Source organism: Kistimonas scapharcae (assembly GCF_039540975.1).
In the GTDB taxonomy this organism is placed as follows: Bacteria; Pseudomonadota; Gammaproteobacteria; order Pseudomonadales; family Endozoicomonadaceae; genus Kistimonas; species Kistimonas scapharcae.
In genome coordinates, this window is sequence record NZ_BAABFL010000008.1 from 1 (window position 1) to 13,960 (window position 13,960).

At 47.8% G+C, this 13,960-nt stretch carries 7 protein-coding genes and 1 pseudogene; 6 read left to right on the plus strand and 2 right to left on the minus strand.

What is annotated here, in order from left to right; translation table 11 throughout:
* A pseudogene (locus ABD892_RS00685) lies at nucleotides 1-503 on the minus strand (IS5 family transposase); the annotation flags it as partial.
* 170 nt (nucleotides 504-673) lie between these two features.
* On the opposite strand from ABD892_RS00685, the gene ABD892_RS00690 reads away from it, so the two are divergent.
* From ABD892_RS00690 to ABD892_RS00710, 5 genes are all read left to right on the plus strand, one after another.
* The gene (locus tag ABD892_RS00690) at nucleotides 674-1,870 is read left to right on the plus strand and encodes an ankyrin repeat domain-containing protein (protein WP_345192804.1); all 1,197 of its coding nucleotides are present in this window, start codon (nucleotides 674-676) and stop codon (nucleotides 1,868-1,870) included.
* Between the two features lie 228 nt (nucleotides 1,871-2,098).
* The gene (locus ABD892_RS00695) at nucleotides 2,099-4,543 is read left to right on the plus strand and encodes a DMSO/selenate family reductase complex A subunit (protein ID WP_345192806.1); all 2,445 of its coding nucleotides are present in this window, start codon (nucleotides 2,099-2,101) and stop codon (nucleotides 4,541-4,543) included.
* A 14-nt stretch (nucleotides 4,544-4,557) separates the two neighbouring features.
* Nucleotides 4,558-5,178 (plus strand): DMSO/selenate family reductase complex B subunit, encoded by a 621-nt coding sequence (locus tag ABD892_RS00700; RefSeq protein ID WP_345192808.1) that lies wholly within the window; start codon nucleotides 4,558-4,560, stop codon nucleotides 5,176-5,178.
* A 2-nt stretch (nucleotides 5,179-5,180) separates the two neighbouring features.
* Nucleotides 5,181-6,032, plus strand: a complete 852-nt coding sequence (locus ABD892_RS00705; protein ID WP_345192811.1) for a dimethyl sulfoxide reductase anchor subunit family protein — start codon at nucleotides 5,181-5,183, stop codon at nucleotides 6,030-6,032.
* Between the two features lie 313 nt (nucleotides 6,033-6,345).
* Nucleotides 6,346-11,535 carry a hypothetical protein gene (locus ABD892_RS00710; RefSeq protein WP_345192814.1) on the plus strand — a complete coding sequence of 1,730 codons (5,190 nt, stop codon included), beginning with the start codon at nucleotides 6,346-6,348 and terminating at the stop codon, nucleotides 11,533-11,535.
* A 617-nt stretch (nucleotides 11,536-12,152) separates the two neighbouring features.
* Here the strand turns inward: ABD892_RS00710 and ABD892_RS00715 are convergent.
* Entirely contained in the window at nucleotides 12,153-13,046 is an 894-nt protein-coding gene (locus tag ABD892_RS00715; RefSeq protein WP_345192816.1) for a LysR family transcriptional regulator, read from the minus strand.
* A 118-nt stretch (nucleotides 13,047-13,164) separates the two neighbouring features.
* Between ABD892_RS00715 and ABD892_RS00720 the strand changes: the two genes are divergently transcribed.
* Nucleotides 13,165-13,803: an NAD(P)-dependent oxidoreductase gene (locus tag ABD892_RS00720; RefSeq protein ID WP_345192819.1), complete on the plus strand. Its 639-nt coding sequence runs from the start codon at nucleotides 13,165-13,167 to the stop codon at nucleotides 13,801-13,803.
* The last annotated feature ends 157 nt before the right edge of the window (nucleotides 13,804-13,960 follow it).

The window sequence follows — 13,960 nt, forward strand, 5'->3', positions numbered from 1 at the left end:
TTAAGGTCATGTTCATTGGCGGCTGTTGTCGCCAGACTATGGGTCAAACCTGTACGGGCATCGACACCAATATGCGCCTTCATTCCGAAATACCACTGATTACCCTTTCTTGTCTGGTGCATTTGGGGATCTCGCTGCCCTGTCTGATTCTTTGTGGATGTCGGCGCTTCGATGATCGTGGCATCGACCAGTGAGCCTTCTTTCAAAACGATACCAGACTCTGTCAGCCATTGGTTGACGTCCGTGAAAATAGCCCGGGCCAGATTGTGAGCTTTCAGCAGGTGTCGAAAGTTCATAATGGTTGTGCGATCAGGAATCGCTTTATCCAGAGATAATCCGGTAAATAATCGCATGGACGCAATTTCATAAAGGGCATCTTCCATGGCCGGATCGCTGAGGCTGTACCACTGTTGAAGGCAGTGTATTCGGAGCATGGTGGATAACGGGTAAGGTCTACGCCCATTACCGGGTTTGGGGTAATGAGGCTCAATAATGGNGGCAAGGGCTGAGTGGAGATTAGCTTATTATTGGGGACTTAATCGCAGGTTCCCTAGTATTAGCCGGCGCCAAAAACATTGAAGCCGGATCCGGATGGAAGAGTACTCCGCTAAGTTCCGTATTGGAACAAGGCTTTTGGTGGCAGCCGCCCAGCAAAGTCAAGGAACTGGAAGCCATGGCCACTCTACTAGCAAGAGCAGGACACTATGATATAAAAGATGATGCTCCTCAAAGAGCCTTAAGGGCATCTATACGTTATCAGTGGGATGATAAAATAGCTTGTATCTTATTAACCGATTTATATAAAAAAAACAACCCGCACGATGACTTTACCTATATGTTAGGGATGGCCACAAAACGATTCAGCAACACTGTTTTAAGACACATAATCCATCGCAACATCACATCACTCGATCAGCCTCTTTATGCTGGCGCTCGCTCGCCCCTTTTATATGCAATCGACTTCAATAATACAGAAGCGGCCATGATGCTTATTGAAGCCAATGCTGACATAGAAGCTGAACACGAAAAGACTGTATCATTCCCCCTCAAAGCAGCTGCATATCACAACAATATCCATGTCACAAAAGCACTTATAGACAAAGGAGCAAAAGTCAACAAATCGATCACCATGACCCCAGCATTACTGAAATATCTTAAAGAAAATTATCACGATGGGGTCACCCCTACAGATTTTATCTTCTATGACCCCCCCAATCTTCCAGAAGACTATACATATTCAACACCTCTTTGGGCTGCAACCGCTAAAAACCATGAGGATATCGTTTCATTATTGCTGAATGCAGGAGCTAACCCAAACCATGGCGGAGAAAGCACGCTGTTTGCCATTGAGAAAAACACCTCAATCAATATAGCTGCAATGCTGATAGAGGCCGGCGCTTCTTTCACTAGAAAAGCCTACGGAACGGACGATATATTTTCCAGAGCTTTCACTAGAAAAGCCGGCGGAACGGACCATATATTATCCAGAGCTTACTATAAACAACACACTCCTCTTTGTGCTTTGCTTTTAAACTTGGGCATTTCACCAAATACAATCGATGAACATAGATGGGCGATACTTGATAATAAATATTTAGAGAAAGACCAGTGTCGTCAAAGAAAACAATATCAAGGTGTTTTCAGACTTTTTAATCAATGGCTCAAATTTCCAAACATATCCCCAAATGATATGTCATTAGCAGACAGGTGCCGATTTATTTGCCGAAAACAGATGGGAAAACGCGTCATGAATTTATACTGTGTACACTCCCCCATTGCGCTTGATGTTTTTAAAAAATATTCGCCACCAAAGCCTGGAACACCACCGGGCATTATGGATTACCTAGCTTACCATACAGAAATCCTTTAAATCTGAAGTGATAGAGCAAACAAGAGTCATATGCATTTTAAGGTTTAATGATGTAACACTTCACCTCTTTGCCACAGGTCAAAATCCCCTGACTTTCTTACGGGTATCATGCGCAGTGGAATGAACTGATATCCGCCCCTTTGCTACAACAAATCACTGCGGACATTCCTGATTGACTTGAAACTTTCTGAAAAGCCCGTTCTTCCCTGAGAGCAATCCATAGACTGCATGAAGAATTTACTGGACAAGGTGCTTCTGTCCCCCTTGAAGCGCCGTAATTTTATGAAATGGGGCGCCGCTGCCGGCAGCGCTGCCATTGTCGCGGGCAACAGCCTGCCGCTGCGCGCGCTGGCCAACACACCAGAGACCACCCCTGCGGAAAAACGCGAAGCGGTGCGTTCCGTCTGGTCTGCCTGCACGGTGAACTGCGGTTCCCGTTGCGCCCTGCGCCACCAGGTCAAGGACGGTGTTATTGTCGCGACCCATACCGACAACACCGGTGACGACGAATACGGCAACCACCAGGTGCGCGCCTGCCTGCGCGGTCGCTCCTTCCGCCGCCGGGTCTACAACCCGGATCGTCTGAAGTACCCCATGAAGCGGGTCGGCAACCGTGGCGAAGGCAAGTTCGAACGTATCAGCTGGGATGAAGCGTTTGACACCATCGCGGACAATCTCAAGCGCATCAAGCAGCAGTATGGCAACGAAGCCATCTACCTGAACTACTGCACCGGTACGCTGGGTGGCACCGTCTCCAAATCCTGGCCACCGGCGGCTACACCTATCGCCCGCCTGATGAACTGCTGGGGCGGTTACCTGAACCACTTTGGTGACTACAGTACCGCACAGATCACCGTTGGCCTGCCTTACCTGTTCGGTGGCAGCTGGGTCGGTAGCAACTGCTCGTCTGATATCGTCAACACCAAGCTGATCGTCAACTTCGGTAATAACCCGGCAGAAACCCGCATGAGTGGCGGCGGTGTCGTTTACCAGATGACTGAAGCCCGTGCTCGCAGCAATGCCCGGATGATCACTTTCGATCCGCGCATGACGGATTCCGTGCTGAGCGGCAATGATGAATGGGTACCCCTGCGCCCCGGTACTGATGCCGCCCTCGTAGCCGGTATGGCCTGGGTCATGATCACCGAAAACCTGGTGGACAAAGCATTCATCGACCGTTACACCATCGGTTACGACGAAGACAGCCTGCCAGCGTCTGCACCGAAGGGTTCCTCCTGGGTTTCCTACATCCTCGGTAACGGCCCGGATGGCACCGCCAAGACCCCGGCATGGGCTGCGCGTATCACTGCAGTACCCGAGAAAACCATCATTCGCCTGGCCCGTGAGATCGCCAGCACCAAACCCTGTAACGTCATGCAGGGCTGGGGCGTTCAACGCACCACCAACGGCGAACAGGCCAGCCGCGCCATCTGCATGCTGGCGATCATGACCGGCAACGTCGGCATTCCCGGCGGCGGCACCGGCGCCCGTGAAGGCAGCTGGGGCATTCCGTTCGCCAGCTTCCCGACCCTGAGCAATCCGGTCACCACGTCCATCCCCATGTTCCTGTGGACCGACGCTATCCATCGCCACGACGAGATGACCGCCCTGACCGACGGAATCCGTGGTGCTGACCGTCTGAAGGCGCCGATCAAGTTCATCTGGAACTACGCCGGCAACTGCATCATTAACCAGCACGCCGACACCAACCGCACCCACGAAATCCTGCAGGATGACACAAAGTGCGAAATGATCGTGGTCATCGAAAACCACATGACGGCCAGCGCCCGTTATGCGGACATCCTGCTGCCTGACCTGACTGCAGCAGAACAGCCGGACTTCTCCACCAACGGCAGCTGCGGCAACATGGGTTACGCCATTTTCTGTGACACTGCCGTCGAGCCGCTGCACGAATGCCGCTCGGTCTATGACATGTGTACCGGTGTCGCCAAGCGACTGGGCGTGGAAGCTCAGTACACTGAAGGTCGCGACCAGGAAGCCTGGCTGCGCTTTATCTATGCCGAGTCCCGGAAGATCAACCCGGAACTGCCGGATTTCGACACCTTCCGCAAAATGGGTATCGTCAAACAGACCAACCCGGGAGAACCACACGTCGAATACCGTGCATTCCGCGAGAACCCGGAAGCCAATCCGCTGGCGACTCCGTCCGGCAAGATCGAGATCTACTCCGAACAGCTGGCCCAGATTGCCGCAACCTGGACGCTCAAAGACGGCGACATCATCCGACCACTGCCGGAATATGCATCTTCCTGGGAAGGTCACGAAGCGCCTCACAGCAAGCAGTATCCGCTGCAGATGTTCGGCTACCACTACAAGGCACGCACCCACTCCACCTACGGCAACGTAGATGTATTACGTGACGCCAACCGTCAGGAAGTCTGGCTCAACCCCATCGACGCCCAGGCACGCGGCATTAACGACGGTGACATGCTGCAAGTCTGGAACGACCGCGGTGAAATCCGTGTGGCCGCCAAGGTCACCGAGCGGATCATGCCCGGCGTTGTCGCCATGGGCCAGGGCAGCTGGTACGCCCCGGACCGCAACGGCATCGACCGTGGCGCCTGTATGAACACCCTGACTACCCAACGTCCTTCACCGCTGGCCAAGGGCAACCCCCAGCATTCCAATCTGGTGGAAATTGCCAAGGCATGACGGAGAACTGAACCATGACCCAATACGGATTCTATATCGATACCACCCGGTGTACCGGGTGCAAAACCTGTGAGCTGTCGTGCAAGGACGACAATGATCTGGATATCGGGGTGAACTGGCGTCGTATTTATGAATACGGTGGCGGCAGCTGGGTACAGAACGAAGACGGCACCTGGAACCAGGACGTGTTCGCCTATCACGTATCCATCAGCTGTAACCATTGCGACCAGCCTGCCTGTACCAAGGCCTGCCCCACCGGCGCCATGCACAAGCGGGAACAGGATGGTCTGGTGGCCGTGAATGCCGAGGTATGCGTCGGCTGTCGTTACTGCGAAATGGCCTGCCCGTACGGTGCGCCCCAGTTCGATCCCGAGAAGAAGCTGATGACCAAGTGCGACGGCTGCTTCGACCGTGTGGAACAGGGTCTGCAGCCTATCTGTGTCAGTTCCTGCCCGCTGCGTGCGCTGGAGTTTGGCCCCATTGACGAGCTGCGTGCCAAGTACGGCGACCGTGCCGACATAGCGCCGCTGCCGGATTCCGGCATGACCAAACCGAACCTGGTCATCAAGGCCAACCGCCACGCACGCCCGACCGGTGATACCACCGGCCGCATCCTGAATGTCCGGGAGGTGTAATCATGCACGAATTATCCCTGGTTTTCTTCACCGTTCTGGCGCAGTGCGCGGTCGGTATCTTCCTGGTGCTGGGCTGCCTGCAGTTCGCCAGCTTTGGTCAGCGCGACCGCCTGCAGCTGCTGAGTCGGCTGCAGATCGCCTCACTGGTGATCCTCGGTGTGGCAGGTCTGGCCGCGGGTACCCACCTGGGCCAGCCGCTGCGTGCATTCAATGTCATCTTCGGTTTGGAACACCTCTCGCCTTTGAGCGTTGAGATCCTGACCACCAGCCTGTTTGGCGGTGTGGCGTTTACCTTTATCGCTGCCACCCTGCTGAACATCCTGCCAGCCCTGCACCGCCTGGTACTGCTGGGCGCCATGGCACTGGGTGTTGCCCTGTTGCTGGCAATTGCCAACGTCTACACCCTGGCCACCGTGCCCACCTGGAACACCGACTGGACCGTTTTCCAGTTTGTGATGCCGGCTGTGGTGCTGGGTGTGATGGGTGCAGCGGTACTGGTCCGCAGCCAGTCTGACCGGATGGGCCTGTTTGCGCGTCATGCTGACAAGGCACTGTCCACCATCGGACTGATTGCCCTGGCAGTGATTGCCACCGGCTTTGTGCTTTACCTGTTCTGGCTGGGTCAGCTGTCCACAGCGATCGATCCGTTCATGGTGAAGGACTACCATCACAGCCTGCTGGCCGCCCGCTTTGCCCTGCTGTTCCTGGGTGTCAGCCTGTGGATCGTACCGGCCATGCGCGGCTCCAACACCGGCGTTCGCCAGCCTGCTGTTGGCTTCGTACTGGTATTGGCCAGTGAACTGATGGGGCGTATCTTCTTCTACGACCTGCATATGTTCAGCACAGGCCTGTAATAGACTACTGCCCTCTGTAGCAGAATGCTTCTATGAGGCATTCTGCCACTCTTTCCCCCGATCCTTCCTGCCATACGGAACCAACAATCAAACGACCAGAAAACCAAACCCAACTGACCTCATTTCGCAAGACCCTGTTATCATTGTTTCTCAACTTGCGCCAGATCCCCCTCTCTTTCAGCCAGCCTGTACTGGCTCTACGAAAAAACAGCTAGCAATTATCGAATATTAGAAATTTTGAACTCTGCCACATCAAACCTGTCTACTCCTGTCAGAAGCAGGCACTATTTATCCAAAAGGACTGACGTTAATCATGCAAGCAACAGGACTAAACCCACATTACTCAGCATCGGCGCCAAAAGCTCAAAGTACTGACACATCCGCCAGCATGACTATCAATGAGTCCACGCCAATGAACTGGATACCCATATTCAGACAATCAAGACCGAGGAACCCATCATGGCTGAGTTATTACGACATCACTGTGCCAGGAGAAATAACAAGACCTATTCTATCTGTTGTTAACCAAAGCGGCTTTGAAATTGGGAAAAACAAACCCGTAACAACACCTGATGAGCTCATTCGCTTTGAAAGCAATATTGCAAAAGTATTAACACTCTATAAGGACAAGAAATTTAAAGAAGCGCTAAAAACAGCCATCACTCTTGTTAATATTTTATCAAGCAATCCAGAGGCAAATAATCTCATCCTATATTTAAATAGTGTTATTTTTCTTTGCCATATTATGCAGGATATGACCTCCTGCCTACATTTGCCTGCAGCAGACTCTGAAGACTTCATTAACTGGCTGCTAGATATCGCCTATGCTGCCAGCGATGACACTGGCCCCCTACCCACCAACAGCAAATTAATGCTGTTTTGCTGGCGATGGGCTGCTGATGCTGGTAGCCAGAGAGCCAGACAGCTTCTTATAAAAGCCTTGTTATTCAGTGAATCATGCCCCGATACACTATCAACCGACGTCAATTTCTTTCCAGCCGAAGCCTCAAGACACCTTTCGGATATGGCACAGGACAACACCCAACTGCCATCACCAATGGACTACCATGAAGTTGCCATTAATAAAATGGTTAAACTGGTCAAGTTACGCAACACTACAGACTTTAATCATGAAAAAAATGAACTGGTTAAATTTCTGCGTGCACAACCCTATCCCGAAATCCAACTATTAATTCCCTTCATCTACACGAGTGAAGCCTTTGGAGCTCCAGAGTATGACGAGGCAAGAAACTACCTGGAAGAACTCCATACACATCCCGATGAAAAGCAAAACAGTCCGTTTGTTGAAAACGTCTATCAGTTTTGGCAAGTGACATGTGCCTTGGCTCGTGATGATTCCGCAACAAGTACTATCGAGACACTCAACCAGCTAGCACAACAAAATTTTTTGGCTGCCATTCACTTGCTAAGTGAACTTGCCAGAACGCACAAAGATCTGCCACACAAATATGTCACACCATTTATTCAAGCCCCTAAACCACATTTTTCAGAATATCCGGATTTAGCATACAGCCTATACAGCTTTCACTTGGAAAGCATTAAACCTAAGAGTGATAGCGCAAAAGGTAATAGACAAAAACAACGTCTTACCGAAATGAATAGTAATGCGACACAATTACTGAATGACCTCACAATTCAGGCTAATCCAGAAACGCGTGATTTGTTGTTATATGCAGGATTTAAATCGATATTCGAAATGGACAATCTACGTAAAATTGGCAGAGAACCTGTTCGCCCCCTGCCAGAAAGCACAGTCCGAATATTGACTGACTGTCAATACACCCAAGACCCTGCAGCACTCACATACCTGCACTGTGCTCAGGTACTCAAACATGGAAAAGGTGATGGAAAATTAATAGAAACAGCGGAACAAAAAAACGCACTCTCCACCTACTTTCATATGCTGGTAATGTCAGATGCAACCGCTACGATAGACGATACTGTGCTAGTAGATAGGCTACTTGATACCCCCTCACTGGATTTTCGGGCATGGTGGAAGCACCCTGGAATGGGAGCATTTTTCCATCAACTACACATGTGTGGGTTACACAGCCGGAAACCGGAACAATGCTATTTATTATGCATTGAACTATCTCACGCTACAGGTAAGCCGAAATGCGACAATATAAACAACCTCAATAGTCTGGCCAAAGAAAAAATACTGCAAGATAATCCTATGGAAGCCTGTCACTACTATGAGCAAGCATGGGATTTAGAAGACCCATTCCTAAAGCGAAGGTCTAAATCATGGAAAGAAAAAGTTCCAGAAGGCTACCAGATCAGACGAGCTGGCTTGCCTGATTATTATCAGCAGTTATCATCAATCCGTACGGTATCAGCCCATCCTCTGGAAACCCATTATCGATTCAATCAGTTCATGTCTGTATGGGAACATATGCAAGAAAGCAAAGATCCTTCTTTGCTTAACGGCTGGGTAGAAACGGCCTGTAACTTTCTCAATTATTCTTATTGGCATATTAGCCCTGACATGTGTCAAACGCTTATAGAACGCTGTAATTTGACCATTACAAAACAGCATATGCTTTCTATTACACTGGCGCATTCAACCATCAACCAACTAATGATTTTAGTGAACAATGCACTAGATAAAAGCACAACCGGAACACCTCACCATTCAACATTACAGGCATACCTATTGAGAATGAAGCGTTCCCTAACTGATCATCCTGCGTCTTTCCAAGAAGCGCATACTATTGATGAAATGGCAAAATTACCTTTTATCCATTCAAGTTACAACGCCTATATGAAACATCATCATATTATGCCAAAAATACAAGCAGCTGAATCGATTGATGACATTATCGAAAACCTTAAAAGACTCACTATTGAACATGAATTTGATCCGGCAACACTTGTCAGGCTAGTGACCAAATGGTTTACATTATTACCTATGGAGAGCAGTACTGAAATACTATCACTATTACAGAAAAAACTAGAGAAATACTTAAGCTCACTAAATGAAATCAAATTCACATTAGAGAGTCAGTTGCTATGGGCAACAAATAATTATTACCAAAACCACACTAACAAAACCAGTCGATCAATGAAGAACGCTATTGAAAAAATGGAGAAACAGAAAACAGCCTTATTAGTTAAAAAACCTGAACAGATGCTCAGAAATAGACATGGTCTATCCGAGGAAGAGAGCGACCTATATTTTTGGGCAGGAAATTCATGTGAAACCAAAGCAGAATTTCGCTTTCAATATTTCATACATAACATCAGGCTATACCACCCAAGAACAATATTAAAAATATTCTTTCATGGTGACATGCAAAGCAAGGAGCAATGCATTTCAAAAATAAGAAAAATCAAAATCAGAAACAAAGAAAGCAAACATTTTGTAAGGTTTTTCATATATCAACTTGAGAGCAACAAAAGCAACATGGAATCATTCCTTGATGAAACTCTGAGAGGCAGAGCGCTCGATGATGAAGAAAAATCCATACTGCTATGGTATGCCTATGAATCGTCATTGATCACTGATGATGTCTTAGCTCAACAAACAGTATTTTTAGATCAAGAGTCTCCCCATTATCTTTTTATTCGCGTTTTAATTGAAGATGACAGGCACGCAGATCTGTTTAGTAACCTTGCATCATCCAGTAAAATCATGTCGCTTGGCATGCATTATCAGCATTCGGTTGGCTTCAAGCTATTGTCACTGGGCAAGCTCAAAGATGCTGCTGACATGTGGTTCAAATGTCAGTCTGCTTACCATCTGGCAATACTCACATGGCACCATGGCATCCAACCACGTACAAACATAGCTATTGATGTCACACAACAGCTGCTGACAGCTGCAGAAAAGGGACAGGTCAAAGCCCAGTGTGAATTGATTCACTGGCTTCTGTTGCAGCAAAAGAAAGGGAAGGTAATTAACCCTCTATTAAAATATCGCAGCTGCCGTTTTGTTCATATGCCAACCCCTTTGGCTGGAGGCGAAAGCGTTCTTTATCAGGGAATCACTCAGTATCTTGGATTCGGTTGTGATGCTGATCCAGTAGTCGGAGAAGATAAAATACGAAAGGCTCTTACCCAAGATCCACTTACTGTTGCATTACGATTATACGATCTCAAAGAGCAGGGACTGTTTGAATTGCCCAATGAAAAAACCGATTACCTTTTACTTTATTCACAGGCATTATCTGAACGATGCAATGATCCATTTAGTCGACGTGACAACTACTTTACCAATCTGCTTTTGAGTTATGGCATAGACAAACTGCAAAGGCTCTTAGCAACACTCCATAACAGAGCAGAGGCAGATCCTTTAACCCAACCTACATTCCAAAATGTAGCAGATCTGCTAAACCAGTGGATTAGCCAATGGCAGGGGGTAGCCGTCTCCCCAATCATCCCAATCATGGAAACGCCCAAAGTCCTCCCTTCCTGCAATAGAAGTGATGTCGAGCGCGCCATTGAGCGGGCCATTGCTGATGACTGGAAATCATGTGCCATTGTTGAAATGGATAATCTGATCAGTAAACTACGCGAAGGAGAAACCGACTTAGATACCGAAACTCAGGAAGAGTTATGCACTCTGCTAGTTGCAATGCCCTTGCGATCCCTGGAACTGGCCAACCATGCTGATGTAATTATTGATCACATCAGCAAGCCCGAAAAAATTACAGAGATTATAACCTCCTGGATGACAACATTAATATTTACGGATACTCATGAACAAAAAGCCTTACTTGCTGACATAATTTTAAGAAGTTTACCTAAAGGACAACCGATAGAGCCCCAAAACAGGGAGGAAATTCTACATTTCCTTGATTTTTTGATTCATTACCGGCCAATACCTGAAGAAGCCAGGTATCTATTAGATACCATTTCTGTCAGTGACCGAGAGGGTCTGCTACTAAAAGGCTTACCAGAAGGCGTTCACCAAAACCCAGAGATTTACCAACAATATGTGAGTACATCACATGCCCCCTCCTTCCACCTTATACATGAAATTTGGCGCATACTGAAACCAGAAAATGAAACCGGGCTGATTCGAGAAACACTAAAAGCCTTAACAACGCAAGAACCATTACAGCTTCAAGGTATTGGGCTGAATAATGAGAAGCTGCAGAACATTAATTTATATACCCTATTTGATGAATTCAGAATGCCGGCTCGAAAATGGTTACTTGAAAATACGCCCACATTACCCATAGGTTTGATTGAGCCATTGATTAAATCACACAAAGAAAAACCAAGTAAACCCATCCCTCCCCAACACTTGGACAAATGTATTCGTGATTTTGTTAGAGGTGAACAACACTATTCAATGACAAGACTTTTAGAGATATTAATCATGACTGAGAGCAACAAAGTCAATCCAAGCCTGTTGCAAGCCTATACAGATAAAATAAAAAAAATAGCTTCAGAAGTGTTGAATAACCCGGTCATTACGCGTGATCAACAGGATATCCGGCTTAGCGCCTATGCAATACTCACTATGCTCTCGTAATTCATTATTGGATCGAACAAAAGTCCACAACGATCAATTTTACGGAATTGGCTTTCTGCTGGTACCTTCCAGTAAACTGATAGGTAGTGCATTCCTCTACGACCTGCACATGTTCAACACTGGTCTGTAAAAGACAACCAACGTTTGCAACAGCCCTCAAGAGTGGTGTTGCCATCACCCGATTGATAGAATGCTGCGAAAATGAATTAAGGCATGCGTCTTGATCAAGCCAATACCTTTTATCAATGAGGCGCCTATGCCCGGTATTTTTACAATAATTATGCCCGTTGCCTTTTTGATTATCTTTGTTTTTTATATAAAAAACATTACCTTATGTATACTCCAATGAATCGATCAAAGAAATAGCACCTTCTTTAAAACCATTTTTTACTTTGTTTTTTTATCTTGGTGGTAGTTTTATTGGTCAATACTGCTCTTTTATTGCTAGTTTACTTGTAAGAGAGCATGGAAGAGTGCTCAACCATGTGGACGACAGGACAAAGCAACCGTTACTTTCATGTTCTTCCATGAACAGTCAACCTTCATTCATATCAGCAGCAATGGTTAATTCTATTTAAATACCTCATGCTACCTTTTGCACCCTATCAAAGGGTAAATCACCCAGGAACGCAAACATCTTCACTCAACCGGTCAGCCAGATAATCAATGAAAGCCCTGATCGCTGGCCGCTGATAACTCCGCGACAAATAGAGCGCCCATAGCGACATGACAGGCAACGGCACCTCCTTAAGCACCTGAACAAGCCGACCATCCTTCAGGTACTTGTTCGCCAGATCACAGGGTAAATAAGCGACCCCCAAATGGTTCATTGCTGCATGTACGATAATCCCCAGCTCATTGGAACGGATTGAGCCGCTCACGGCTACAATGAGCGGCTGTTGATTCTGGATAAAACACCATTGATCCTGATCGATATGAATCAGGCAATTGTGATCCTGCAAATCATCGGGATGGGAAATATCACCGTGTTGTTTCAAATAGTCTGACGAACAACAGATGGCACTTTCAATATGCAGAAGGTGTCGTCCAATCAGGTTTTCATCCGGTTTATCGGTATACCGTAAGGCAATATCAACACGCTCATCGACCAACTGTGCATTCTTATCTGATAACAACAGTTGGAAAACAACATTCGGATGTTTTTTGGAGAACGCGTCAAGCACATCGTAAAGCAGCCCCTGGGCGAGTCCGACCGGGGAAGCTATGCGAATCTCACCCACCAGCTCTTCCGTATGGTACTGTGCCAGATTTTCCAGTCCGGCCACATCATTCAGAATACGCTGGCAAGACAACAATACATCATGGCCTGGCGGCGTCAGGCTCACACTGCGCGTGGTGCGGTTTAACAACCGCAGGTTAAACCAGTCTTCCAGCTCCTGTACATGGCGTGTGACTTTTGCCCTGTTCAGGCCTAACTGTTCAGCAGCCTGTGTAAAACTACCCGTCTGTGCGACCTCTACAAAACTACGTATCGCTTCAAACTTATCCACTCGACTCTCTCAACAACTGTTTCATTTCATGAAACAACTATGTTCATTTTTCGTCATTTATTACAGCCCGAAAAATGAAAATACTTGCCTCACCATAAACACGGGCATGGAGAGAAACATGAAAATTGCCGTTCTGGGTGCGACAGGGTGGATTGGTTCCACCATCAAGCAAGAAGCACTGACTCGTGGCCACCAGGTAATCGCAATCAGCCGTACAACCAACAATGCTGATGACGAGAACAACGTAGAAACGCGCACGTTGGACCTGCTCTCACAGGAAAGTATGACGAATGCTGTTCAGGGTGCTGACGTTGTCATCGCCGCAATTGGCGGTCGCGCCAAGGGCAACCATGACATCGTCCCCAACACAGCCAGACGGCTACTTGAAGAACTGCCTGCCTGCGGCATAAACCGATTACTGTGGGTCGGCGGGGCAGGCAGCCTGGAAGTTGCACCAGGCGTTGCACTGATTGACACACCCGAATTTCCGGCAGAGTACCAGCCTGAAGCCAAAGCACAAGGCGAAGCACTTGCCCTGTTCAAAGCGAGTGAGAGTACCCTGAATTGGGTATTTGTCAGTCCGGCAGCAGAGATATTCCCGGGGGAGCGCACAGGTCAATACCGTACCGGTGGCGATCAGTTGCTGATCGACAACGATGGAAACAGCAGGGTCTCTGTACAGGATTTTGCCGTTGCACTCATTGATGAAGCTGAAAAAAACACCTATAAAAAAGAACGCATCGGTATTGCTTACTAATATTGATACCTGAATAGCACAAACTATTTTTGCGATTATATTTTTACTGCACAACGCGCTTGCTGCATGAAAACAGTGAAGTGGTTATAGTTTTCCGGACACACAAACAAGGGTAATCTTGAAACCCTATTAAGGTGTGTGAGCATGTCGGAAAAGA

What these genes read in the sequence shown, in the direction of transcription:
- ABD892_RS00690 (WP_345192804.1), top strand. Translation starts at nt 674, where the DNA reads ATGGCCACTCTACTAGCAAGAGCAGGACACTATGATATAAAAGATGAT.
- ABD892_RS00695 (WP_345192806.1), top strand. Translation starts at nt 2,099, where the DNA reads ATGAAGAATTTACTGGACAAGGTGCTTCTGTCCCCCTTGAAGCGCCGT.
- ABD892_RS00700 (WP_345192808.1), top strand. Translation starts at nt 4,558, where the DNA reads ATGACCCAATACGGATTCTATATCGATACCACCCGGTGTACCGGGTGC.
- ABD892_RS00705 (WP_345192811.1), top strand. Translation starts at nt 5,181, where the DNA reads ATGCACGAATTATCCCTGGTTTTCTTCACCGTTCTGGCGCAGTGCGCG.
- ABD892_RS00710 (WP_345192814.1), top strand. Translation starts at nt 6,346, where the DNA reads ATGCAAGCAACAGGACTAAACCCACATTACTCAGCATCGGCGCCAAAA.
- ABD892_RS00720 (WP_345192819.1), top strand. Translation starts at nt 13,165, where the DNA reads ATGAAAATTGCCGTTCTGGGTGCGACAGGGTGGATTGGTTCCACCATC.